The 25,425-nt window shown below is 38.9% G+C and carries 27 protein-coding genes; 2 read left to right on the top strand and 25 right to left on the bottom strand.

The features are described 5' to 3' along the window. Nucleotides 1-83 precede the first annotated feature (83 nt). From IW22_RS05870 to IW22_RS05860, 3 genes are all read right to left on the bottom strand, one after another. Nucleotides 84-1,469 (bottom strand): glucoamylase family protein, encoded by a 1,386-nt coding sequence (locus IW22_RS05870; RefSeq protein WP_034724984.1) that lies wholly within the window; start codon nucleotides 1,467-1,469, stop codon nucleotides 84-86. Nucleotides 1,470-1,541: 72 nt separating this feature from the next. Next, nucleotides 1,542-2,960 carry a RagB/SusD family nutrient uptake outer membrane protein gene (locus IW22_RS05865; protein WP_051891117.1) on the bottom strand — a complete coding sequence of 473 codons (1,419 nt, stop codon included), beginning with the start codon at nucleotides 2,958-2,960 and terminating at the stop codon, nucleotides 1,542-1,544. Between the two features lie 13 nt (nucleotides 2,961-2,973). After that, a complete protein-coding gene (locus IW22_RS05860; RefSeq protein ID WP_034724983.1) occupies nucleotides 2,974-5,796 on the bottom strand; it encodes a SusC/RagA family TonB-linked outer membrane protein in 2,823 nt (940 codons plus the stop codon). A 349-nt stretch (nucleotides 5,797-6,145) separates the two neighbouring features. Between IW22_RS05860 and IW22_RS05855 the strand changes: the two genes are divergently transcribed. Next, nucleotides 6,146-6,817 (top strand): DUF4197 family protein, encoded by a 672-nt coding sequence (locus IW22_RS05855; protein ID WP_034724981.1) that lies wholly within the window; start codon nucleotides 6,146-6,148, stop codon nucleotides 6,815-6,817. 40 nt (nucleotides 6,818-6,857) lie between these two features. Then, nucleotides 6,858-7,163, top strand: a complete 306-nt coding sequence (locus tag IW22_RS05850) for a DUF493 family protein (RefSeq protein WP_034724979.1) — start codon at nucleotides 6,858-6,860, stop codon at nucleotides 7,161-7,163. Between the two features lie 41 nt (nucleotides 7,164-7,204). On the opposite strand, the gene IW22_RS05845 is transcribed toward IW22_RS05850, so the two are convergent. The 22 genes from IW22_RS05845 to eco form a co-directional block, all read right to left on the bottom strand. Then, a complete protein-coding gene (locus tag IW22_RS05845; protein ID WP_034724977.1) occupies nucleotides 7,205-7,555 on the bottom strand; it encodes an ArsC/Spx/MgsR family protein in 351 nt (116 codons plus the stop codon). Between the two features lie 86 nt (nucleotides 7,556-7,641). Further along, a complete protein-coding gene (locus IW22_RS05840; protein WP_034724975.1) occupies nucleotides 7,642-8,256 on the bottom strand; it encodes a deoxynucleoside kinase in 615 nt (204 codons plus the stop codon). 29 nt (nucleotides 8,257-8,285) lie between these two features. Then, entirely contained in the window at nucleotides 8,286-9,239 is a 954-nt protein-coding gene (locus IW22_RS05835) for a hypothetical protein (protein WP_034724973.1), read from the bottom strand. Between the two features lie 191 nt (nucleotides 9,240-9,430). Continuing rightward, a complete protein-coding gene (locus IW22_RS05830) occupies nucleotides 9,431-10,456 on the bottom strand; it encodes a glutaminyl-peptide cyclotransferase (RefSeq protein ID WP_034725613.1) in 1,026 nt (341 codons plus the stop codon). 100 nt (nucleotides 10,457-10,556) lie between these two features. After that, a complete protein-coding gene (locus tag IW22_RS05825; protein WP_034724972.1) occupies nucleotides 10,557-11,579 on the bottom strand; it encodes a glutaminyl-peptide cyclotransferase in 1,023 nt (340 codons plus the stop codon). A gap of 35 nt (nucleotides 11,580-11,614) precedes the next feature. Further along, complete coding sequence (locus tag IW22_RS05820) at nucleotides 11,615-11,992, bottom strand: bleomycin resistance protein (RefSeq protein ID WP_034724970.1); 378 nt, start codon at nucleotides 11,990-11,992, stop codon at nucleotides 11,615-11,617. Next, nucleotides 11,989-12,498 carry a GNAT family N-acetyltransferase gene (locus tag IW22_RS05815; protein ID WP_034724969.1) on the bottom strand — a complete coding sequence of 170 codons (510 nt, stop codon included), beginning with the start codon at nucleotides 12,496-12,498 and terminating at the stop codon, nucleotides 11,989-11,991. Before IW22_RS05815 ends, IW22_RS05820 begins: the two co-directional genes overlap by 4 nt. 5 nt (nucleotides 12,499-12,503) lie before the next feature. Beyond that, a complete protein-coding gene (locus IW22_RS05810; RefSeq protein WP_034724968.1) occupies nucleotides 12,504-12,929 on the bottom strand; it encodes an SRPBCC domain-containing protein in 426 nt (141 codons plus the stop codon). Between the two features lie 21 nt (nucleotides 12,930-12,950). Beyond that, complete coding sequence (locus IW22_RS05805) at nucleotides 12,951-14,564, bottom strand: Na+/H+ antiporter (protein ID WP_034724967.1); 1,614 nt, start codon at nucleotides 14,562-14,564, stop codon at nucleotides 12,951-12,953. Between the two features lie 333 nt (nucleotides 14,565-14,897). Beyond that, nucleotides 14,898-15,902, bottom strand: coding sequence for a bestrophin family protein (locus tag IW22_RS05795; RefSeq protein ID WP_034724964.1), 1,005 nt, complete (start codon nucleotides 15,900-15,902; stop codon nucleotides 14,898-14,900). A 90-nt stretch (nucleotides 15,903-15,992) separates the two neighbouring features. Next, on the bottom strand, nucleotides 15,993-16,670 hold the full coding sequence (locus tag IW22_RS05790; RefSeq protein WP_051891114.1) for a DUF2490 domain-containing protein: 678 nt from the start codon (nucleotides 16,668-16,670) through the stop codon (nucleotides 15,993-15,995). A 146-nt stretch (nucleotides 16,671-16,816) separates the two neighbouring features. Beyond that, on the bottom strand, nucleotides 16,817-17,209 hold the full coding sequence (locus IW22_RS05785; protein WP_034724963.1) for a DUF1398 domain-containing protein: 393 nt from the start codon (nucleotides 17,207-17,209) through the stop codon (nucleotides 16,817-16,819). Nucleotides 17,210-17,417: 208 nt separating this feature from the next. Beyond that, on the bottom strand, nucleotides 17,418-17,867 hold the full coding sequence (locus IW22_RS05780) for a VOC family protein (protein WP_034724962.1): 450 nt from the start codon (nucleotides 17,865-17,867) through the stop codon (nucleotides 17,418-17,420). 38 nt (nucleotides 17,868-17,905) lie between these two features. Next, a complete protein-coding gene (locus IW22_RS05775) occupies nucleotides 17,906-18,448 on the bottom strand; it encodes an SRPBCC family protein (protein WP_034724960.1) in 543 nt (180 codons plus the stop codon). 9 nt (nucleotides 18,449-18,457) lie between these two features. Continuing rightward, nucleotides 18,458-18,829: a VOC family protein gene (locus tag IW22_RS05770; protein ID WP_034724958.1), complete on the bottom strand. Its 372-nt coding sequence runs from the start codon at nucleotides 18,827-18,829 to the stop codon at nucleotides 18,458-18,460. 92 nt (nucleotides 18,830-18,921) lie between these two features. Further along, a complete protein-coding gene (locus IW22_RS23550) occupies nucleotides 18,922-19,317 on the bottom strand; it encodes a hypothetical protein (protein WP_051891111.1) in 396 nt (131 codons plus the stop codon). Between the two features lie 2 nt (nucleotides 19,318-19,319). Then, nucleotides 19,320-19,790 (bottom strand): hypothetical protein, encoded by a 471-nt coding sequence (locus IW22_RS05760; RefSeq protein WP_034724956.1) that lies wholly within the window; start codon nucleotides 19,788-19,790, stop codon nucleotides 19,320-19,322. A gap of 9 nt (nucleotides 19,791-19,799) precedes the next feature. Further along, nucleotides 19,800-20,255 (bottom strand): DUF1569 domain-containing protein, encoded by a 456-nt coding sequence (locus IW22_RS05755; RefSeq protein ID WP_034724955.1) that lies wholly within the window; start codon nucleotides 20,253-20,255, stop codon nucleotides 19,800-19,802. 241 nt (nucleotides 20,256-20,496) lie between these two features. Then, nucleotides 20,497-21,687 (bottom strand): ABC transporter permease, encoded by a 1,191-nt coding sequence (locus IW22_RS05750; protein ID WP_034724954.1) that lies wholly within the window; start codon nucleotides 21,685-21,687, stop codon nucleotides 20,497-20,499. Between the two features lie 2 nt (nucleotides 21,688-21,689). Further along, nucleotides 21,690-22,646: an HlyD family secretion protein gene (locus IW22_RS05745; RefSeq protein WP_034725610.1), complete on the bottom strand. Its 957-nt coding sequence runs from the start codon at nucleotides 22,644-22,646 to the stop codon at nucleotides 21,690-21,692. 18 nt (nucleotides 22,647-22,664) lie between these two features. Further along, nucleotides 22,665-24,074 carry a TolC family protein gene (locus IW22_RS05740; RefSeq protein WP_034724953.1) on the bottom strand — a complete coding sequence of 470 codons (1,410 nt, stop codon included), beginning with the start codon at nucleotides 24,072-24,074 and terminating at the stop codon, nucleotides 22,665-22,667. Between the two features lie 850 nt (nucleotides 24,075-24,924). Next, the gene (eco, locus tag IW22_RS05735; protein ID WP_034724951.1) at nucleotides 24,925-25,413 is read right to left on the bottom strand and encodes a serine protease inhibitor ecotin; all 489 of its coding nucleotides are present in this window, start codon (nucleotides 25,411-25,413) and stop codon (nucleotides 24,925-24,927) included. Between the last annotated feature and the right edge of the window lie 12 nt (nucleotides 25,414-25,425).

The raw sequence follows: 25,425 nt of genomic DNA, 5'->3' as shown, positions 1-25,425 counted from the left end.
GTTTGGTGTGTAGTTTTTATTTAAACGGGCGAAAGCCCGTTTCTATTGAATGAAAATCCTGTTGAAAATTATATAAATTCATATTATTTTATCCCGTATTTCTCAGATTGGAAGCTTAATTTTTTAAGTCCCTGCTGAATTTCGGGGGCATTCATAAATAATTTCCACAGGAATCCTGTTCTGTAGTTTTCGATCATCGGAGCGATGGTTCCCTGGTCGATGGCTAAATATCTTGGTGTAAACCAGTTGTTGTAATTCACGGAAGTGGCATCATAAGGCCCAGCTGATCCTATGAATTCCAGTTTTTGTGTGTACAGGAATCTCAGGAAATCCATAGATTCTTTTGGCGTGTACGGAAAGCTGCTCAATGCTGCTGTCGGTGTGATTACACCATTGTCATTGGTTGGCATATGAGCGGTGTAGCCTGTGCTTCCGTCTTCATTTCTTGTATATCCGGCTGTCAGTCCCCAGTAGTTCGGGCCGTAGCCTTTCCACTGTTTTGGATTTTCAACGCAGTATTTATAGTCGATCAGGACTTGATTTTTGTTTAAGTCAAAATAGTTTTTCACCAGTTTATCAGAAAGTCCGGTAGGATCCAGACCGATATAGGAATATTGCGACCAGAAAAGCGGTCCGCCGTATTCTTCGGCATAGTTGTGTTTTACGTACAGAGGAAGTCCGTATTTTGTTTTATCTGAAAGGTAATTTCCGTTTCTCGCCCAGCCTTTGTAATAGGTTTTCGTATCGATAGGATGTGTAGGTGATGAAGCGGCTAAAATGTAAGTGATCAAACATTCATTGTAACCTTCCAAAGGAAAATTCATTTCCCATTGGTATTCTGGTGACCAGTGCCAGTAGAGTACTTTCTCGCCTCCTTTTGTATACCAGTTCCATTGAATTCCTTTCCAAAGCTCGTCGCATTTCGAAGCGAGGGCTTTTTCTTCGGCATTTCCGTTTTTAAAGTATTCGCGTACCATCAGGATTCCTGAAGTAAGGAATGCAGTCTCCACAAGGTCGCCCCCGTTATCTTTTTTCCCGAAAGGAACTGTTTTTCCTGTTTCTCCATTGATCCAGTGAGACCAGGCGCCTTTATGGCGGTCTGCTTTTGCGAGAAAATTCATCATGTGAGTCAGTCTTTTTACGGCTTCTTTTCTTGGAACAAATCCTCTTTCCACACCTACCAGAAGGGTCGCCAATCCGAATCCTGATCCGCCTGTTGTGATGACGTGTTTGTCGTTGTCAGGATAGATATCGTCTTCGTGATAACGCTCTCTTCCCAACATCGATTTGGGTTCGGCATAATCCCAGAAATACTTCAGGGCATCTTTCTGCACTCTGTCCATGAGCTGCTCATCGGTAATGTTGCTTTTTACAGCTTCATTTTGAGCAGTTTCAGTATTTTTGATCTGAGCATTTTTGCAGGAAAACAGTAAGGATACTGTAAGAATAGAAATAAGACCTAACTTCATAAGATATACATTTTCATATGGATAATAAAAAAACAGCCAAAGTAAACTTTGGCCATTTTATAATATGTTAGATTAATAACCAGGATTTTGCGTGAAAGCTCCGTGGCTTTGATCCATTGCATCTAAAGGAATAGGGAATACTTCATTCTTCCCTGCTTTAAATCCGTAAGGAGCAAGTACTGTCGCTGCCTGACCTGTTCTTACTAAATCAACAAATCTGTCACCTTCAAGGGCCAACTCTACTCTTCTTTCGTGCCATATTGCGTTACGCATTGCAATCTGGGTAGTAGCGGTTGTTGGTAAAAGATTAGCTCTGTTTCTCACTTTATCCAGATTTAATTTTGCTGTAGAGGTATTACCCAATTCATTAGCTGCTTCTGCATTGATCAAAAGGATTTCTGCAAAACGCAGTATTCTGATGTTCTGGATAGATCCATAACCACAAGCACTGTTATTCAAAGCTTTCGGAACATATACTTTCTGGTTGTAGGTCGTTACAGAGTTGGCATCTCCCATAGCAATCAGGTCTCCTTCCGGTGTAGTTTCTCCGTTTCTAAGGATCGTCAGTTCTTTTCTGATATCCCCTGTCTCAAATGCATTTTCAAGTGCATTGGAAGGTGTGAAAAAGCCCCATCCGAACTGATCTCTTACTCCCTGAACTTCCGCATACTGACTTCCTTTATATGGTGGTTCGCATCCACAGTTCACTTCAAAAACAGATTCTCTGCCGAACTCACCTGCCGGTCTGAATAAATGGTTAAAATCAGGATCTAAATCATATCCCATTCCAATTAACTGGTTAGAAGTATCATATGCCTTCTGCCAGTCTTTTTTATAAAGGTATACTTTAGAAAGCAGTCCCAATGCAGCTCCTTTTGTTACTCTCCCAAGATCTGAGGCCGGATATGTCTGAGGTAAAACTTCTGCTGCTGCCGTAAGGTCAGCAATGATGAAATTGTATACTTCTTCCACTGAGTTTCTCGGTTTATCATAAACAGCCTCCACTTTATCATAAATGGGAACACCTCCATAAATTCTTACTAAATTGAAATAGAAGTACGCTCTTAACATTCTGGATTCAGCGATCAGTCTGTTCTTTAAAGTAGTATCCATATCTATTGCCGGAACATTGGTGATCACCTGATTCGTTCTGTTCACAGCCTGCCACTGCCCGATCCAATATCCTCTTACTCCTTCGTCACTCACTGTATAAGTGAAATTATCATATACATTAATGAAAGACGAATCTCCCGGGTTAGAGCCTTTTACCACATCATCTGCCGGAACCCCGAAAACGAACTGGTAAGGAAAAGCCGAGTTCTCCCAGCTTCTCAGAAAGCTATAGATAGCACTGGTAGCCTGTAAAGCATCTTCCTGGGTCTTGAAAAATGATGCAGCCTCTGTCTGACCTTCCTGCTTTATGTCTAAATAATCGTCTTTACAGCTTAGTACAAGCGAAAATAAAGCGACTGATAAAAATATCTTTTTCATAACTCTTTCTTAATTAAAATGTTAAGTTCATACCGATAGTGTAGATCGCTGAAATCGGATAAATGTTATTATCAACACCCATCTGCACTCTGTCTGTATTCAAAATTTCGGGTGAGAATCCATTGTATTTGAAGCTTGTCCAAGGATTCTGAGCACTTACATACAATCTTAATTTAGTGATAGACATCGCATTGGCAAATGATTTAGGTAAATTATAACCTACCTGGATATTTCTGATTCTGATGTAACTTCCATCTTCTACGTAGAAACTGTTAGGTAAGATAATTGACTGGTCATTGGTAGCCATCGGATAAGCATTTGAGGTACCTGCACCATGCCATCTGTTATTATAGAAATCCAAATCCCAGCTTTCATTTCCGTAGCGTTGCTCTCTGTTGAAATTGTAGATCTTATTTCCAAATACACCCTGGAAGTCGATTGCAAAATCAAAATCATATACATTCAGATTAATACCAAATCCGTAAGTCCCTTTAGGAATAGGACTTCCTAAGAAAGTTTTATCTCTCGCATCAATGACTCCGTTTCCGTCGATATCTGCAAATCTAAATCCTCCCGGTGTCGCTCCATTCTGTGTAGGTGCCCCTGCTACTTCCGAAGCATTCTGGAAAACACCTTCCACCTGATATCCGTAGTAAGAACCTACAGCCTGTCCTTCCTGTAATCTTATGATTGAATTACCATATAAGCTCGCTCCGGTCTGCAAATAAGATCCATTAAATACGGAGGTAATTTTATTTTTCAGGGTGGTCATGTTTCCATAAACACCAAGCTTTACATTCTCGCTAATATTAGTGTCATAGTTGATAGAAAATTCAAATCCTTTGTTGTTAAAAGAATAGGCATTAGTAATGTAATTGTTCCAGTTACCCGCACCAGAAACAGTTCCCTGTACAATACCATAAACAACATCCTTCGTATCTTTATCAAAATACGTAGCGTCAACTTTCAGCTTATTATTAAATAAAGCCATTTCCAACCCAAAATCTCTACCGGTTGTCGTTTCCCAGCCAATATTAGGATCTATAATTTTATCAATGGTTTGTGCCGGTGCACCATTTCCCCCATAGTATGCCCCTTCAATAATTTTTGTTGTATTAAGCGTATACGCTCTCTGTACATCCGGGTTTCCTAATTTACCCCAGCTTGCTCTCAGTTTTAAAAGGCTGAAAACATTCTGCTCGCTCATGAAATTTTCTTTTGAAATCACCCATCCCGCGCTTACAGCTGGAAATACACGGTATCTGTCATTCGATGAATACTTTGAGGTTCCATCTCTACGAATGGATGCATTTACTAAATATTTCCCTCCATAATCATAATTCAGCCTTCCGAAAAATGATTCAATTCTGTCCTGATATGGAATAACATTTCTTTCTCCTTCTTCAAAACTGGTTATATAAATATCAGTTCCGTTAGATATGCCCAATGAAGAATTACTTCCATCATACTTTACATTTAATGCTTCTGCATAAGTCTGAGCGTAAGAATTTCTTGTTCTGGAGAAACCGGCTAACAATTCGATGTTATGTTTCCCTAAACTTTTCTTCCAGCTCAATGTATTGTCCCAAATGTAATTTCTGGTTCTGGAGTCTCTTGTGATTAATTTAGTCGGCTTTTGGTCTGCTGAAGGAAAATAACCAAACGTCGGAGTAAATTCATACTTGCTCGAATTGATATTATCAGAGCTATAGCTTACTCTTAAAGTAAAATCTTTCAGGAATTTATATTCTCCCCAGATATTATTCAACAGTCTTTCTTCTCTGGTCTGAGATCTGAATAAATCTAATTTCGCTCTTGAATTGGGCACTTTAGCCAATGTGAAATACTGGTAATCTCCCGTAGCCGGATTCATCGTAGAATAAAGCGGTGGTGATGAATAGGCATCCAGTAAAGTATTCTGCGCATGATCTGTACGCATTTTTGAAAACGTGAAATTGTTTCCGATGGTAATATTATCAGTCACTTTATAACTAAGATTCACCTTAGTCGCAAATCTGTTAAAACCACTTCCAGAATTGATTCCTCTCCCTGCAGCTAAGTTTCCTTCATCCTGAAGATTTCCCACACTTAAGTAATAGTTCAGCTTTCCAAGATTTCCGGATGCAGAAATATCATTGGAATTAATGATACTCGTTCTGAAAATCTCTTTGAACCAGTCTGTATCTGCCGGATAAGCAGACCTGTTTAAGAAGGTAGGATTGTTTACTTTATCATTGATCAGTTTCTCATTATACAATTCTACATATTGATCTGCATTAACCATTTTAGGAATATTGGTCACTGTTTTTATCCCTAAGTACGAGTTAAAATTAAAAACAGGTTTCTTTCCTTTCCCGGTTTTCGTTTTAATGATCACAGCTCCGTTAGAGGCTCTTGCTCCGTAGATCGCTAAACTTGAAGGATCTTTCAGAACACTCATAGATTCTATATCCTGAGGGCTTAAGAAAGAAATATCATCAGTGATCATTCCGTCTACGATAAAAACCGTCTTACCTGTCAGTGAGCTTACCCCTCTGATATCTACTCTTGGCGAACCTCCCGGTGCACCTGAATTTAAAACCTGTACCCCGGATAACCTTCCCTGAATAGAACTGATTGGGTTAGCGTTAGGTCTGTTGGCCAGGTCTTTGGCAGAAACTACCCCGATACTTCCGGTCACATTTTCTTTTTTCTGAGATCCATATCCTATCAGAACTACCTCCTCGATCTTCTGCTCTTTGGCAGTAGTATCTTTGGGAGCAGTCTGCGCATTGACGTTCATACCGAAGTATAAAACAGCAATGAGACATGAATACTTTAAATCACGTTGTTTCATATAGTTCAATTTTATTCGTACAATCAAATTTTAATTAATGTCCTTCCTGGTGGAGTTATTTAAATTCTCAAAAAAAGACATTAGTCAAAAATAGAAAAAAAAACGAACATTGTTAACATATCTTAAAAATTTAAAAAAACCATACAAATATTAAACACAAACTCTAATAATAACTATTTAACTGAATTAAATCCCATTATAACTTTGAATTTATGATAAAATACCCAATTAAAACTATTGCATTTTCAGCAGAAAATTCACCAAATACGCAACAGGAATTTAATATTTTGTTAATACGGGAATAGTATTTACCTTTGGCGCAATATTTGAGAAAATAAGAAAAAGATCAATGAAAAAATACATTATAACGGCAGCTTTGTTAATCGGAACCGGAACACTGGTTTTAACAACGGTACAATCCTGCCAAACCATGGCTACCACAGACCTGGGTCTATCGATCATTAAAAAACTTTTACTGAACGGTATTGATAAAGGTATGGGGATCTACAGCAATAAAGAAGCCTTCCTTCAAAACAATATGGTGGATAAGGCACTTCCAAAAGAGCTTAGAGATATCAATTCCACTCTTGAAAAGATCGCTCCGTCCTTAGTTGCTAAAGAGAGAGATTTTATCGCTCAGGCAGCTGCATATACAGTTAATCTTTCAAAACCGATTCTACAGGATGCAGTCAACAGCCTGAATGCACAGGATGTCACAAGAATCATTCAGGGAACTACGGCAACGCAAATCTTAAAGGAAAAAACCTCTCAGCAACTTATAGCAGCTATCGCTCCTAAAGTAGATGAGAAACTGAACGAATACGGCATTGCAAAAACCATCAATACGGCTCTTTCCGGGAACAATCTTCTGGGAAGCCTTCTTGGAGGAAGCAGCAGCAATGTAAACACCGGAGGATTGAGCAAACTGGCCTCAGAACAATTGGTCAACGGGCTGTTCAACATCATTGAAGATTACGAACATCAGAATTCAAAAGCCCTGCTCGGGCCTCTTGGAAAATAGAAAAAATTTCGCTATATTTATATATAATTTAACAAGGCAGATGGACATATTACAAGGAAACCAACACGCAAACCAGGAGGATTTTTACAGTTCTCTAAAGGAAAAACTGGAAGGTCACCATGACTTTCCGGAAGATTATTTATTTAAATTTATCATTCCTACAGACCAGGCGAAACTTACAGAAATTTACAGAGTTTTCGATGGGATTAAATTCACATTAGGAAACCGCGAAAGCAAAAATGGAAAGTACACAGCCTGCAATATCAACGCGTTCGTTCTGGATGCAGATCAGGTAGTGAATATTTATAAAGACGTTGCTAAAATAGAAGGCGTTATTCTATTGTAGAAAATAAAAAAGTCAGCTTCCGCTGACTTTTTTTATGCTTATTATTTTTCAATAAAGAATTTCACATTTTCAATAGGTCTTCCCAGCATGGCCACAGATCCTTTGATCAGGATAGGCCTTTGGATCAGGGAAGGATTTTCAGACAGGATTTTAATCCATTCTTCTTCAGAATAATTTTTGTCGGCATATTGTTCCGTATACAGCTTATCTGTTTTGCGGATCATATGAAACACGCTCTGATTTAGCTTTTTCAGTACTGTTTTAATCTCCAGGACGCTTAATGGATCTTCTACGATGTTGATGATCTCAAAAGGCACCCCATTCTCGTCCAGATACTCCAGAACAGCATTGGATTTCGAGCAACTTCCGTTATGTAAAACCTTAACCATCATATTATAATCATTTAAAAAATTAAACTTTCTTCTCAAATTTAGGAAGAAATGACTGGAAAGCCGTCTTAAATTCTGATAAAAATTTGTTAAAACAGACCGTTCAGCTCTGCTTCGATCTTTTCAAGGATAAATCCGAAATCCTCAGGTTTTTCTACGAAATCAAGGTCATCTACTTCAATCACAAGAAGCTTGCCTTCTGTATAATCGGAGATCCATTTTTCGTATTTCTGGTTCAGTTTGGAAAGGTATTCGATACTGATGGATGCTTCGTATTCTCTTCCTCTTTTGTAAATCTTTTTCACAAGGTTCGGAACATCAGATTTTAAATAAATTAAAAGATCCGGTGCAGAAACAAATGATTTCATCAGGCCAAAAACAGAGATATAGTTCTTGAAATCCCTGTCGGAAAGAAGTTTCATATCGTTCAGGTTTTCTGCGAAAATATGGGCATCTTCATAGATGGTACGGTCCTGAATAATATTTTTTCCACTTTCTCTGATCTCCTTTACCTGGCGGAATCTGCTTCCTAAAAAGTAGATCTGCAGCGCAAAGCTCCATTTGCTCATGTCCGCATAAAAATCTTCCAGATAAGGGTTATGGTCTACATCTTCAAACTGTGCATCCCATCCGTAATGCTTGGCAAGCATCGTGGTCAAAGTGGTTTTTCCTGCTCCAATATTTCCTGTAACTGCAATATGCATTCTTCTAAGTATTTTTTAATTTAATTTGACTAAACTCCAACGGCCTGAACTTCGGAAGTATCTTCTATCAGCTTCTGCAAATTATGGTCTGTAGCTTTCTCTTCAGATTCCTTCTTTTCATCGTCAGCTTTCTGCCCTTCTTCCCCAGCCTGTTTTTCAGTGACTGGCGACGTTACCGGCTTGGTTTCTGGCTCTGTCTGCAGTTTAGTTTCCTTTATTTTTTCTAAGTTGTAAAGATAGAGTTTGTTCGCTTTGATTTCAAAATAAGAAAGGATGTTTTTATCCACAATTTGTGCGTCCTTGTCTTCAAAAATCTTCACCATTCCTTTTTCGGGATCGTATTTCAAAATCGAGTTGTCTGCAACGACCAAAATAACATCATTCTCCCTTCTGAAACGTTTTCCGTTTTCCAGTGGCGCTTCAAAGAGTTTTTCAAACTTCAGCGAGAAGACTCTGATATGTTTCCTGGTTAAAATATAAACTTTCGTTTCAAAGACCAGCAGATCCATCATGTCATCAAAACTGACGTCAAAAGGATAGGAATTGATGGTGGTGTCGTTCCTGAAATTGTACTGGATAAGACGTTTAGTGCTGTCATCCAGAAGCCAGAGCTGCTGAAGATCTTCCGCATACGCCATTCTGATAAATCCGAATTTCTGTTTGAAATCAATCTTTTGAATCTCATTCATATTCTGATCCACAAATTTCATTTCCTGGGCATTTTCTGAAAATAAGGCCAGGCTCAGAGGATTCTGTACCGACTGTACTTTGTAAGGAACCGTAAGCATCATTTTCCCGAGCTGTTTTCCCAGAGAATCATATTTCGTAAAGCTGAAATCTTTGTTTTTGTAGATGTACAGGTTTCCGTAATCGTCTGCCAGCATATCTTTGGCTTCCTTCAGTTTCAGGGTGTCTAAAGGAAGGGCCTTCTGCGCATTTACTGTACAGAAAAAGAAGATGAATATGATATAAAGTAGTCTCAAAATCTATTTTGGCAAAGATAACTTTCCTGTGCGGAACGTCAGCAATTTACATCCTTTTATTTGAATTTTAAACAATAAACTTTTTTGTTGGAAAAGCGCAAAGACCGCAAAGAAATTTGAAAAAATGGTGCTTTAAGGCGGAAGGATTTTATCTGCGATAAAATTGTCGACCGTTCAGTAACGCCAATCAATTATTTAACGGAAATTTCATAAATTTTTGCCCAGTTTTTTCCTGTTATCAGCATATTATTTCCTTTAAAAGCAATTCCGTTTAAAACATGTTCGCTGTTCCCCTGATCATTCTCAGCCGTCAGTTTTGTAAAATCAAACTTACCCACCGCTTCTCCAGTCGCAGGATTGATCTTTAAAATAATAGGGTTATGCCACACATTAGAATATATAAAACCGTCATGGTATTCCAGCTCATTCAATTTGTCGTATGTTTCGGTATGTCCGGCAACGGCAAGTGTTCTGACTACTTTTGACGGATCGTTGACATCCAGAAAGTAAATATTTTTCGAGCCATCGGTAGCGACAAGATTTTTACCGTCATAAGTTAATCCCCAGCCTTCACCAATGACATTGGGTAATGGGAACTGTGAGATTTTTTTCAATGAGTTTTTATCGTAAATAAACCCTATTTTATTTTTATATGTCAGCTGATATATTTTATCCCCTACAATCGCACAGCCTTCGGAAAAAACGTCTGCCGGCTGTTTTTCAGTAATCGAGGGAGTCGCTGAACCTAGAGTATATTTTATTAGTTGGGAAGAACCGTCCAGCCCGTCGCTTTCGTAAACGGTATTGCCTTCCATAAGAAATCCTTCCACAAAATTATTCGGATCGTGAGGATAGTCTGCAATGATATTATAGGAAATATTCTGCTCAGGGTTTTTCGCGAAAACATTGATGGTTGCATCCTGGTTTAAAGTTTCTCCACTTTTGGTCTTAATGATCAGCGTCACTTCATTATCTCCTAATGTGAAAAATTTAGGATCTACCGTCAGATTGGAAGTTTCATTATCGCCAAAACTGATGGTAATGGTTTCTGCATTGTCCGTTACTTCTTTCGGAAAATTAAGCTGATCTCCGAAATGATAGCCTTTTGTTTCTTTTGAATTATTGTAATCAGCCAGAGTATTCAGCATTTTCTTATTGTTATCGCATGATGACAGCAGGAAAATGACCGCTAAACCGGCTATGATATTTCTTTTCAGTGGATTCTTAATCATCCGTCAAAAATAGTAAATTTTTAGTCCAAACATGAAAATAGCGCTCCTGAGGAACGCTATATTTATAGAAAAATCTTTATTTAGATTATTTGATTTGAACTTCGTAGATCTTCGGCCAGTTTTTACCTGTTACGAGCATATTGTCGCCTTTGAAAGTAATTCCGTTCAGTACATCATCACTTCCTTTGGTATTCTGTTTTGCGATATCTGTAAAGTCAAATGTACCTACTACTTCTCCCGTTGCCGGATTGATTTTTAACACCACAGGTTTCTGCCATACATTGGCATAGATAAACCCATTGTGGTATTCCAGTTCATTCAGCTGGTCGTAGATCTGAGAACTTCCTGCTACAGCTACGTATTTGATCAGTTTTGAAGGATTATTAGCATCCAGGAAATATAAAAGCTTGCTTCCGTCTGATGCGATCAGGTTTTTCCCGTCATAAGTCAGTCCCCAACCTTCACCTAAAACATTCGGATAAGCGAATTCTGAAAGCAGCTTCAAAGAGCTTTTGTCATAGATATACCCTTTTTTGCTCTGCCATGTCAGCTGATACACTTTATCACCAACGATAGTGCTTCCTTCAGAGAAATCTTCCTGAGCCTGTTTGGTAGAAGCAAGAGGAGTCGTAGTTCCCAATGTATATTTCAGGATCTGGGAAGAACCGTTCTGCCCGTCACTTTCATAGATGGTATTGCCTTCGATCTGGAAACCCTGTACGAAATTCTTTGGATCGTGAGGATATTCTGCAATAATCTGGTAGGCGATATTTTTTTCAGGATTTTTTGCAAATACGTTGATGGTTGCATCCTGATTAAGCACTTTCCCGCCTTTTGTTTTGATGTTAAAAGTAACGGCATTATCACCTAATGTAAAGAATTTAGGATCCACTGTCAAACTTGAAGTTTCTTTGTCTCCAAAGCTGATGCTGATGCTTTCTGCATTCTCCGTTACCTCTTTCGGAAGTTCAAGTTTATCACCGAAGTGATACCCTTTTTCTACCATTGTATTATTATATTCATTCAGGGTGTTCAGGATCTTCTCATCTTTGTTACAAGACGCCAACATCAAAACCACCGCTAAACCTACTATTATATTCTTTTTCATTGAATTTCTAAATATTTCCCCAAAAATAGCAAAATTTATTCCGTATTGCCAATATTATCCACAGGCTGGCCAAATTGTAACAGATAGCCGTTGTTATCATAGATGGCAAACTCCCTCATTTCCCACTCAAAAGTCTCGATTTCATAGCAGACTTTCGCCTTTGTTTTAAGATCTTCCCAAAGATCATCTACATCATCTACGTTAAAATAAAATGAGCCTGTAAAGCCTATTCCATTGGGTTTTTCATAATCATTCTGAGAAAGCATGATCTGTACATCATCTTTTTTAAGTGAAGCCCACTGCCATTCATCATTTCTTCCCATCAAAGTAAAACCAAGGATCTGGGTATAAAATCCTATTGTTTCATCTATATTATCGGTCCAGAGTATAGGACGGAGTGCTGAGTAGGTCATATGTTGCCGGATTTAAAAGTGTTTTTACTGATTTTCATATTAATGGAAAGCCACAGCTCGTTATCGATACTGACTTCGCTCATCACGTCCGGATCAATTTCAAAGCCTACTTTTTTATAGCATTCAATGGCTCCGATGTTCCAGTCGTATACATTAAGTTCAGCCGTTTCCCGATCAAAGTGACGAAAACCATATTGCAGAAGTTCCTGTACAATTTTCTTTCCGTATCCCTTTCCTCTGTTGTTCTCGTCCCATAACAGGATTCTTCCGAGAAGAAAAGTTTCATCTTTTAAAAAGATCTGGGCGTGGCCAATTGCTTTCTGTTCTGCTGTATCAACAACTCTAAATATAAACCGCTTTTCATTCTCCAAGTCACTTTCCAGCTGTTCTTTCGTCAACGGAAAATGATAGGCAGGGCCGGCAAACTGTAGAAGCTCTCTTTTGTCTTTTATGGTAGAGATCAATTCAGAAGCATCTTCTGCTTTAAAAATCTGCAGCTCGATCATATCTTTTATTTTTCTAAATATTCTTTCAAACCCTGCCCGATAATAGACTTCCACCCTTCTGTAAAACTTGCTCTGGAAAAAGTTTCTCCCAGACCATCGAAACCTTCAATATTATCGTGAATCAGTGTGACCAGCGTTCCATCTTCTTCCGGCTGAAGTTCCCAGGTCACTGTGGTCACAGCATCAGAAAGTTCAGGATAGGCCCAACTGTGTTTTAGCTTTCTGTTGGGAATGATTTCTAAAATACGGCCGCGGTGAAGGTATTTTCCTCCATCACAGGATTCATAGAAGTCAAACTCTTTTCCCAATTCCAAGTCGAAATCCCGGATCGTAAAGTACCAGGATTTCATTTCGCTTTTATCCGTCAATGCTTTCCATATTTTGTCTGTCGGTGCATTGAATTTGTACTGAACAGTGATCGGTGTATTCATAGTTTCAGGTTTAATTAAGACTTAACTGTGCGAAAATCCTGTGATCTTTGCTTCATCAAAATCCAGCTGCATTTCTATAGATCTCATCACATGATCATCAAATATTTTCTCCCTTTTCATCCGGTGCAGTTCATTCCTCTGAGCCTGGATGATCTGGCGGAGCACATCTTTATTTTCGTTGATTGCATTCACATAATCTCCTGTGGAAGCCATACACTGGGCCTTATCTGCCATAAGCATCATTTCGGTTTCCAGTTTGTGTTTCTGATGGCGTACCAGCGTATTCGTAACGGCAAGCTCGGAAAAATCATTTTCCATTTTGTGCAGTGCTGTTTCTTTAAGTTTACGCATCAGGATCACTTCCTGTTTTTCTTCAGGCAATTCGCTTCCCGCATCATCTATTTTCAACCATTTTAAGATCGGAGTCAAAAGAAGTCCCTGCCCTACCAGCGTGATTAAAATGATAACGAAAGTTACGAATAAAATGATATTTCGGTGCGGAAAAGCGTCTCCATTCGGTAAAAATGCAGGAATGGAAAGTGCAGCAGCCAGTGAAACCACTCCTCTCATCGCGGCAAAACTGATGATAAAAGGTTCCCGCCAGTCCGGTTTCGGAATTTTTAATCTTAATTCTTTCGAGCAGAGTCTCGGGAAATACATCACGGCATAACTGTACAGTAATCTGGTGAGAATAATCGCACCCCCGATCACTACACTGTAAAAAATCCCTTCTGAAATGGTATAATCTTTCATCGCAGCAACCACTACCGGAAGTTCAAGACCAATAAGAATAAAGATGATAGTATTCATCAGGAATATGAGCACGCTCCACACATTTCCGGACTGTATCCTCGAGGTATGACTCAAATAGCAATGCGAATTGTAAGACATCAAAAGTCCTCCCGCAACGACCGCCAGTACTCCCGAAAAATGGAAATGCTCAGCACCCACATACATGATGTAAGGAACAATTAATGTAATCACGGTGTCAATATTCGAGTTGGAAGGAATAATTCTTAGCAAAGCTCCAAATAAAAGTCCTGTAGCAACACCGATCACTACTCCACCTACAGCCATCATAAAGAAATCCTGAATAGCATCTCTCCAGATAAACTGACCTGAAATAACAGCCGCTAAAGCAAATTTAAATACAATTAAACTGGAAGCATCATTAATCAAACTTTCACCTTCAAGGATGCTGGTGATCTTTTTAGGGATCTTCATATGTTTCAACACTGAAGTAGCTGCCACTGCATCCGGTGGTGAATTGACGCCACCCAGCAGGAATCCCATTGCTACCGTAAGTCCCGGAATAATGGAAGATGAAAGGTAGGCTACGACAATCGAAGTCAGAAAGACCAGCCCGAAAGCCATGGAAAAGATCTGCTTTCTCCATTTATGAAAATCCTGCCACGACGTAAACCATGCGGCTTCGAACAAAATCGGAGGAAGGAAAATTAGAAATACGAGATCAGGCTCTATTTCAATATGCGGCATTCCCGGAATAAGGCTGATCGCGAGACCGGCAATCACCAGGAAGATGGGATAAGCTACTTTCAGCTTTTGCCCTATCATCACCAATATCATCACAGACAACAGGACTGCAATGGATATTATAACATAACTGTGAATCATTTTGAGTTGTTTTTTTAAGTTGTTTTTTGAGTTTGAAATTGGCTAAACGCAGAGTTCTAAAGTGCTACTACGTTCCAGTTGTTTTCTTTTGTTGGATTATCGCAATGGCGCAAAGGTTTTTAAACTTTATGAATATTTAAGGCGCAAGAAAATCGAAGATTTTCAGCTATGATTTTTTGTTTTTTTATTCTTTTATCTTTTTTAAACCTTATAGGTTTTTGGAAACCTATAAGGTTTGGATTTCCGCACAAAAATGCGGCCTTTACCTTTACCTTTACCTTTACCTTTACCTTTACCTTTACCTTTACCTTTACCTTTACCTTTACCTTTACCTTAAAGCACAATATTATTCTTTGGAGTTATGGCCGGCGGAAGATCGGATTCATCCAGCATATCTCTCATATCAATCTCTATGGTACGGCTGATCTGGGTGATCGGTACGTCATTCGGGCTGCCTTCAAAAGGGTTTACAGATGCTTCACCTACACTGTCGAGGGTATGGAAACACCAGGTAACCATTAGTGAAAACGGAATATTGAACCATAATGTCCAACCTTCAAGAACGGTTCCTTCTCCTAGTTTATCCAGCTCTTTCAATAATCCGAAAGGGACAAAAAGAATGAACAGCAACAATAAATACGTGGTGATCGATGAAAAGTTTCTCGGGTATGGAAAGTTCTTGATTCTTTCCGCTTTCCCCTGATCATCTGTAAATTTGACCAGCTGCTGATTGATCTGTGTCCATTGAAAATCATTAATATCTCCTCTGGCATAGGCTTCAGACAATTCTTTGCTCTGGCTTGCCATCAGCTGAGTTGCTCTGTTTTTTTTGCTTAAAATGTATTGAAGTTCTGTTTCGGAAAGATATTTTTTCAGTTCATCATCCAGTTTGGTCAGTCTTTCCGGAATATCGTATTTCTTAGAATATTCGTCATATTGCGCTGTTCCCATATTCTCCCAGGTTCTCGGCTCACGAAGCTGAAAACGAAGGGCGGTAAGCCATGCATAATGACGGTGAAACATTTCTTTTACCTTTTTCGGATCCTTGTTGGAAAGGGCATCTCTTAAAACGTATCCAAAACTACGGCTGTCATTGATAATGGCTCCGTAAATCTGTCTGGCTTCCCAAAGTCTGCTGTAACTCGCATTGTTTTTAAAACCTACGATAAAAGCGACTGCTGTCCCCAGAATAGCGATCGGCTGCCACGGAACGGAAACAAATTTCCATCCTAAAAAATATAAAACCGTAGGTATGGCCGATAATACCGTGAGTACATAAATACTGCGTCTCGTCCAAACGGCGAACTCTACCGCTCCAAATCTCTTCCCTGAATGCATATGTGTTTATTTATTTTGTGATCTGTTGATTATCTTGTCTAAACTAACAGTTTTTTTTTATCATCATCGCATCGGCAAAGGCTGTCAGTATTAATTTTTATTAAAAGGAATATTATTATAGAACCCGATCTGGATCTGCCCGCGGTTCTTGTTTTCCTGAATCTGATTCATATAACCCGCTTCTATTCTCATGTTTTTATTGATAACATATCCTAAAGCTCCGTAGACTCTGTTCCTGTCAAAAACAGGACTGTCAAAACTTAAGAACATTTCGTTATACACCGAAGCATAGAGTGATTTCGGGAGCATTTCTTTTTGGGTGATCGGAATATTCAGCCCGATCATATACCGGAATCTCATCCTGAAATCATCCTGCAGAAAACGTTCTTCCAGACGATATCTATGCTGCAGATTAAAACGTCCGAATTTCTGTTTGGTGATAAACTGCTGGAAGATCCTGTGCTCTATATTCTCCTTTTTTTCGCCGTTTACATAAGGCTGGCTTAAAATAAAACCATACCCCAACAAAACATTGTTGTTATTTTCAGTCAGGTCATACCCGATTCCTGTACGGATCAATAATTGTTCAAGGTCTCCTACTGCATCAAAGTTACGGTACTGGATTTCATTGTGGAGATTCAGCTTTTTGCTGATCTTATTATTTCCGAAATACATATACCACGCTCCCAAATCATTTTTCTGCGCATAGGCTGCTATTGACCCCAGACTCAATACTGTAAACGCCAGCTTCGTAAAGACCTTTCTCATAATTACCAATTACTATTATCTATCGTGCAAAACAAAATTAATAATTTAAATCAATAATTGCAAACTTTAAGTGAGCTGCTGGCTAATGGCTACTGGCTGTTGGCTGTTGGCGGTAAGCAGTAGGCTGAAAGCGTAGGCTTTGTGTATTAGCCGGGGATTTGTTCTACCAGGATTTCATTGCCGTCTGTATCAAAATAGGTACAGGTCATTTCATTAAGATCCATTTTCCAGCCTTCTACACCGTTTTCTGCGCAGTCGTTGCAGAATGTGAGATAATCTGTTCCGCCTTGTTGGTGAAGTTTTAGTCTTGTTTTAAACTGATCCAGATTTACATTTTTTGAAACGGTAAGATGATCGTACTTTCTTCCTGTTTGCGCCGTTTCATTTTCCGTATCAAAATACTGGGTATTCCCATCCGCCACAGAAACCGTATAATCTGAAACGCCAAGATTCTTTATGGTCTGGATGTATGCGGGAAAATCTGCTCCGCTTTTTACTTTCTGATGTTCTGCTTTAATTTGTTCAATAGTAAATTTCATGTTTTTTCTTTAAGTTATATGTTGTAGGCAGTAAGCTATAGGCAGTAAGCTCTATAACTACGCCCTAATCCCTAATCCCTAATTCCTCTCACCTGCTACCTCTCCCCAAATTTAAAAATTTTCGGAATGCAAATGTATCATAAAATAAAAACCGACAGATCTATCCGCCGGTTTGTTTTAACTATATTTCGTATACAAAATATACCTCTTAAGGATGCTGCTGCATTTTGGCAGGATCATCGTAATTAACCATCCAGTTGATTCCGAATTTATCCGTAAACATTCCGAAATAAGCGCCCCAGAAAGTATCTGCCAATGCCATGGTTACCTGTCCTCCCGCAGAAAGCCCATTGAATAACTGATTGGCTTCTTCTTTAGATTCTGCATTGATGGAAATAGCAAAATTATTCCCTTCTTTCAACTGAGATGACCATTCTCCGGCAGTATCGCTACCCATTAAGATGGTTTCTTTTGAAATAGGAAGAGAAACGTGCATGATTTTGTTTTTGTCTTCTTCCGAAGTTTCTTTGCCTTCCATTGGAGGCATTTCCCCGAAAGTTCCGATGTAAGGATATTCTCCTCCGAAAACTGATTTGTAGAAATCGAATGCTTCTCTGCAGTTTCCATTAAATGTTAAATAAACGTTTACTGATGCCATGATTGTTTTTTTATAAGTTAAGTTTTAATGAGTTTCTTTTAAGATTTCTCAGATAATTCTTTTAATCCGGAAAGTCCTTTCTGGTAATCTTTTCCAATAGCATCTTCCATATTCATAAACAATTTCATTACCGTGAACGGATAAGGTATTTTTGATGTAAATCCCCAAGTGGCCTTGCTTCCGTTTCCTTCCGGAACAATTTTCACAAAGGCATTCGCTTCACTTTTATAAGGAGTTAAAAACAGGAGTTCCGTATCAATTCTTTTGCCTGCGGCATCTATTTTTTTTACTTCCTGACAGCCTTTTCCGGCCGCATCTTTCTGACTGTCCCAACATACTTTTTCACCAGGCTGTCCGGTGGTTCCAGTCCAGTCTTTTTTCATGGCAGGATCCAGATCGTTCCATGGGCTCCACTGATCCATTGCTTTTAATGTATTGGTCTGCTGCCACACTTTTTCAACCGGAGCATTGATGGTGATTGATTTCTCATACACACAGTCTCCAGAGATAAAAGCAGCAACAACCATCCATAAAATCAGGATAGAAGCCAAAACGAGAATAATTTTCTTTAATATTTTCATGAGTTAGGATTATCTGTGTTGGTCTATTAAAATCATGTTTCCGTCCGGATCTTTCAGGAAGATATGTTCCGGTCCAGAAGTGCTTTCGTCTGCCGCTTTTTCAAGCTCCACTCCGTTTTCCTTTAAATGTTTCTGAATATCGCGTACATCATCAAAAGATTCCAGATTCTGGGCATTTTCGTCCCATCCCGGATTGAATGTCAGCATATTTCCGTCGAACATCGCCTGAAATAAACCTACCAGCGTACTTCCGTTTTTCATGACCAGATAATTCTGCTCCATTTTACCGGCCATCACTGAGAAACCTAGTTTTTCATAGAAATCTTTAGACTTCTGAAGATCTTTGACACTTAGACTGATTGAAAATGCTCCTAATTTCATATGTATTTTTGATTTTTTTTAATGGTCATATGGAATCGCATACTATCATGACTATTTAATGTACCCAATGACAGCGATTTCATATGTAGTTTTTATTTTTTTAAAGCCAGTTTACTTCCCACAAACACCAATCCCCATACAACGATTCCCAATACCCAGAACCAGATCGGCGTAGGCAAAGAAAACATCATATAAATGGTTATGAACAGAAAGATAACTCCACAAACTGCTGCAGAGGTATGTTTTCCATTGTTGACCACTTTGGAAGCTGTAAATCCTGAAACGAACGCAGCCAGTGCATAACCAATGATCACGAAAAACAACGCCATAAAAGGAGCCGTCGCGACATATTCTTTCATCGCAGTCATATCACCACTCCCCGCTGCTGCCGGAGGCGGATACACCTGATGCCCTATTTTCTCAACGATGGTAATGCAGATAATCCCTGCAATAAGTCCCGCCGGGACAGCCAATATTCTTCTTAACATGGTTATTGATTTTTTAAACGGGTTTTAAAGTCCAGTGTTCCGTCATAACTTTTCCAATCTCCAATAAATTCTATATACTGTCCTTCTATTTTTTCAGTTTTTTTATTCCACTTGAAGGTATAAATAAATTTACCTTTAAAAATACCGGAATGTTTTCCTTTTGCTTCTTCCGCCAGTTCATAATCCCCGAAAACTACTCCTTTTCGTTTCGCATCTCTATATTTAGAAATGGTAATCTTCCCTTCATATTTCGCGTAGCTGTCATCCACAAGAGAATATCCGGAAATAAAGTATTCCTGGTCATTTTTCTTATTTTGTTCGGAAATATTGACTTTCAGTTTCAGTTGTTGCCCTTTGTTGCCAATGGTTCCGATATAAGGCTTGCTGTTGTTCAGCCAGACATTTGAAATATCAGGCATTTGCCCCCATGCAAAATTGCAGGCAAGAATGAGGATCCATAAAAGTTTTTTCATATCGTGGTTTTATACTCCAAACTGAGAAAGGTGGTGGTTCAGATGTTTTGCAAACATATTATTCCACTCTGCAGAATTTAATTTTCCAAAAGAAAATGACTCTTTACCATCAAAAGCTTCAGGACCCAGCTGCTGTGTTTTCTGGATAAAACCGATCAGTCTTTTCTTCTCTTCATCAAAATTTTTTCTTCCGGTAATCAAAAACTGGGGTGCTGTAGGGGAATCTCTCGAATACGCTTTTTCTCCAACCACTTTCGGTTTTACAAACGTCTTCAAAATAAACTTGGCAATAGATCCCGGTTTTTTATGCTTTTCAGGCTCGTAAACCATTTCATAAGATACGCTGCAGTGCGCAAGCATCTGGTCAACCGTCATTTTTCCCCATAAACCGTGAGTATCCTCTACCAGATTATTTATCCTATCAATATAGTTTTGAGCGTCTTTTGCGTCAAATACATTTTCCATATACTTTCTAATTATCTGAAAGCAAATATATCAGTTTTTTCTTTTGATTTTTACAAGGGAATGAAAAAAACGGTGACGTGTTTGGGGTTGCGAGTTCCGGGTTGTGGGTTATTAGTTGCTAGTTGTCAGTTGCTAGTTGCGGGTTTTCGGGATGTGAAGTTAATTATGGGTAAGTTTGCCGGTTTTGAACACTCGAAACTAGTATCACGTATCACGTATCTCGTATCCCTAAAACTCATAACTACTCTACAACATCCTCTACTTCTTTAGAATCGGTATTTCTAAAAATAAACCACAGTTTGATCTTTAAAGCAATCCAGCCCAGGATGGCATAGATGACCAATAGGATGCTCAAATGTTTTAAGAAGGGAAATGTAAGTTCGACGGAACCTTTCTGGATCAGTAAAATTTTAAAAGCCTGCAGGAAAGGAGTCAGAGGAATGATATTGGCAATAAACTGAACAAATGCAGGCATTGCGCTCAACGGCCATGTGAACCCACTGATAATAAATGCAGGGGATGCAATGACCATCAGAATCTGAGTGGCTTTCAAAGCATCCGGAATCAATATGCTGATGAGTACTCCCAAAAATGAAGCGGAACCGACAAAGACTGCCGTTAGAAGAATAAAATTGAGTATTCCTTCCGGCATCGGTACCCGGAAAATCATATGCATAAAGTAGTAGACTCCGACAATGAGAATGGAAAATACCCAGATCGGAATTACTTTGATCAGCATGGTCGGGAAAGCCCATTTTTTCATCTTTACATACTCTTTGACAAAAGATCCCCTTTCAAATTCGGCAGCAAAACTTACGGCCATAGCCAGAAGAATAACCTGCTGAAGAACGACAGCCAGCATCGCCGGCCACATGAAGATCAGATAGTTTCCTGTGGTATTGAAAAGTGTGATATAATTGGCTTTGAAAGGCTCGTATTGGGTAGCTGCTTTCGTAGCGGGCATTCCTGCCTTTTGCAAAGCTTTGATCGAGGCGCCAGCAGAGAAAGTTCCTATTGTAAGCTGGAGTGCTTTGGAAGCAAAATTGGCGGTAAGGACGTTTCCGGTATTGACGTAGACATTCAGTTCGGGATATTTTTTCTGGAGCATATCGGCTTCAAACCTTGACGGAATAATCACGACAGCGGCCGCTTCATGCCTGATCACTTCATCCTTTATACTGAGCGGTTCCTGAGCATATTTAATGATGCTGATGCTTTTATTGTCATCCAGCATATCGGTCAGCTGACTTGACAACGGCGTATTATCCCGGTCAACAACAAGTACTGGTGTATGTTCCACTTTTCCGCTTTTATACACGAAACCTAAGAGCGTGGCATAGAATACCGGGGCCAGAAAAAACACGGTCCTTAGGGTAGAATTGCCTATAAAAAGCCTGAACTCTCGTTTTAAAAGACGGAAAAATTCTTTCATAATTATTTCAGGATAACGTTAGCATTCACCAATATACCTTTAGCCTTATTCATGTCTGTGGGTTTCACTTTGATCTCATAAACCGCGTCCTGCAGCTGATAGTCTGGATAAGCAGTGGTAATATCCGCATATCTTGTCAGCTGTTTGATGTAAACAATTGTCCCTTTCAAAGTTTCTTTATTGTAAACCACCTGCATATTAACCTCCTGCCCTTTTTTGTATTTTGAAATGGCACTTTCAGGAACTGTGAATCTGAAATAGGTACTTTCAGGAATATATCCGTTGAATAAAGCAAAACCAGCCGTAGCCAATTCTCCAGCATTCAAGCTGATGGTTTCTATTTCCATATCATTGGTTGCGATAATGTATCTCTCGGAATAGGCTACATTGGCCTCCTGAAGCGCACCTTTAGCCTGGGAAGCCTGTCCGGCTGCCATTTCTACTTTTTCAACACGTGTTCCTCTCTGTACATCGTCCAGTTCAGCTACTACGGCATCATACTGGGCTTTTGCGCCCTGAAGTTTTGCATACACCTCATCATGAGCCTGTGGTGACATCAAGCTGTCGCGGAACATATTATTGGCTCTTTTATATGATTTCTGGGCAAATTCATACTGTTCTTTCAAGCCTTTATATTTAGCCTGAAGCTGTCTTAACTGATCTCCCGTTGCTCCGTTTTTTGCCATCTGCTCCTGAGCTGTTGCCGCGCTAACTGCACCCTGAGCCTGAGCAATTTTTGCAGAAACTTCCGGAACATCCAATAAGGCAAGTGTGTCACCTTTTTTCACGGTTTGGCCTTCCGTTACGTATATTTTCAGAATTCTTCCGGTGACTTTAGGGGCAAAAGAGACAACATCTTTTTTGGTCTTCCCCGCGGAATCGTTCAGGTTTTCTTTTTTTTCACTGCAGCTCCCCAATAGAAAAAGAGCAGCAAAGAGGGTGAGTATATTTTTATGCATCATTTTAATAGTAAGGGATTAATAAAGTTTGGTGATATCAAGCTCCTGAGTCGATCTCATGAGCTCTATTCCGGCTCTTCTCTGGTTGAAAAGGGCATTCTGATATTCAAGCTCTACGACTTCAAGATCATTTTCCGCATCGATGAGTTGTGAAGATTTACTCATCCCATATCGGAATTCTTTTTCAGCCTGAACCAAAGCATTTTTAGCGAGTTCTTTTTCTTTGGCTTTTAAAGTGATCTGAGCGGTTGCTATATCGTAATTGGTTTGATTATTCGCCTGATTCAGCGTTAATTTTTTTAAAGCATCTTCTTTTTTATTCTGAAGGACTTCTTTTCCGACTTTTGCGGTTTCTTCTGCGTGTTTTCCTTCTTTTCCGTCAAAGATTTCCCATTTAAAGCCGACACCAGCCGTTAATAAAGGAAGTATATTAACATTCGTAGGTCTCCAATCCAGTTTTGCACCTTCATAGCCCAGGGCCGGAACTGCAGGAATTACATTTTCCGAGGTTTTGATACGGCTTCCGTAAAGTCCAATATAATAGGCAGATGCCATCAGCTGTACTTTAGGAATCATCCAGGTTCTTTCGGCTTTTATTTTATAGTCTGCCGCTGTTATACCATGTTCCAGAGCGCGGACCTCAGCTCTTTCCTCAATACCTTTCTGTGCGGAAAGCAATTCCAACGGAGCAAGTACAGGATCAATCATTCTGAGGCGTTCTTTACTGATGCCGCTCAGGATATAAAGCTGGGTAAGCAGAAGTTCTTTTTTGCCTTCGTACTCTACCATTTTGGCATCCAGTGTCGCCTGCGCGAGTTCTATTTTTTTGTGATCGTATGGAGTGATCAGTCCATAACCTAAAGCTTTGTCTGCAGTTTTTCGATTGATGTCGAGTCTTTTTTTACTTTCATCCAGCACTTTTTTAGACTGATGGATAAGAGCAAGCTGATCGTACGCCTTGGAAATAGCGGCGACTACATCATCTTTTGTTTTTTCAAGGAGAATATCTTCGGAGATTTTCTTTTCTTCGATGGCCTTTTTTAGGTACTTTACCTTTCCTCCTGAATAGAGAAGCATTTTGGCGTCTGCTTTTGCAATCCCTGAGAATCCGGAAACATTGAGGTTATTATTGAAACTTCCTTCCGGAATATTGATAAATGGCGCCAGATTAATTTCCGGCGATGTAAGTCTTGCGGTTGCATTTAGATATCCGACCTGTCCGCTCACTTCAAGTGTGGGAAGAAAGATGTCTTTCAGTTTGTGTCCGTCAAGGTCTGTGAGTTTGTTCTGGGTAATCTGCATTTTGAGATCAGAATCACGGACCATAGCACTGTCTAAAAGTTCTTTAAAATCCGGCGCAGACTGTGCCCGGCAGAAAGCAGGGAAAGCCAAAAAACTAAACGTAAAAATCAATAAATTGTTTTTCATGGTTTATGTTTATAACAAATATAATGCAAAAAAATGTTAAATCCCCGAAGATAATTCGTCAATATGGTGAATTTAAACTAAGTTTAAAATGTGTTTAGTTTTAATCTTCTATTTGTGATGATTATAGAAGATCCGTTTAACTTTAATTTGAGGGATGTTTTAATTGGAAAAAAGTTGAATTTTCTTTTATTCATGGGGATATTTCTAGTTTTAATTTTATGTAATCCTATTTTTTGAAACATTAAGATGAGTGAAGGATGTAAGAATCGTTAAGAGAAAATCTAAAGATTTTTTTAAGTGTTGTTCTTAAAGCAGAGCTATTCTTAATATTCTTAAAAACTTAATGTCGCCTTAATGGTTCAATTTTTAGTTCCCGCAGATTTCTCAGATCACACAGATCAAAAAGTGTATGAAATTTATCATTCAAAACTTTGAAATTTTATAATTGTGCTATCTGTAGTACTTCAAGATTTATCTGAGAAATTTGTGTAATCTGTGGGAGAAATATTAACCACGGATTTCACGGATAGACACAGATGATTGTGTATATATTTTCGCGCAGATTTCTCAGATTGGGCAGATTTTTTATTATAACAAATAAAAATTTTAATTTTTATAAAACTTAGGTGCTCTTCTTTGTTTTATTAATTAAACTTCAAATAAACTAAAATGCTAAGAAAAACTTTTGTGACTTTTGTGGTTAATCATTTTTTCAAGGCATAATAAAGGTTAAATCTGCCTAATCAAAATGATCTGCGAGAGAAAATATAACGTATACTCAAAAAGGCCGATTTAGGGCAAATAAAAACTCCCCACAAAATGTGAGGAGTTTATATGTAAAGATATGGGTTTATCTCTGTACTGCGGATTTCATTTTCGCATCAGGACGTAAAACTCTGTAACGAACTTCAAGGTCTTTCGGTACATAGAATACCAAAGGAAGCTTGCTGTTGTATCTTACAATCTCCGGCTGAAGGGTCACAAATTTCTTTGTCTTTTTCTGATCCGGGCAAGCCATTAAGGTTCCTCCCGTTTCACCGTTGGATTCTACTTCATAATAGTTGTAGCCCCATCCCTGAAGATCCTGAGTCTTCACATTTCCCATTAAAAAATGTTTGTTGCAATCCAGCAATTTTTCAGCACCTACAAAAAATTCTACTTTTAAATCGCTTTCATTTTTTGCAACAGGCAACTGAATATATACCTGCTTGAATCCGTCTTTCGCTTTCGGGAACATTTCAATTTCCAGCTTCTCAAACTTTTCTGCTTTCTTTTGTGCGAAAGCATTTACACCTGCAAACATAATCAGTCCCGTCATTAAAGTTTTTGAAAATCTCATCTTATTTTTGTT

Source organism: Chryseobacterium sp. JM1 (assembly GCF_000737715.1).
Taxonomy (GTDB): Bacteria; Bacteroidota; Bacteroidia; order Flavobacteriales; family Weeksellaceae; genus Chryseobacterium.
This window is presented reverse-complemented; position numbering and strand designations above follow the sequence as displayed.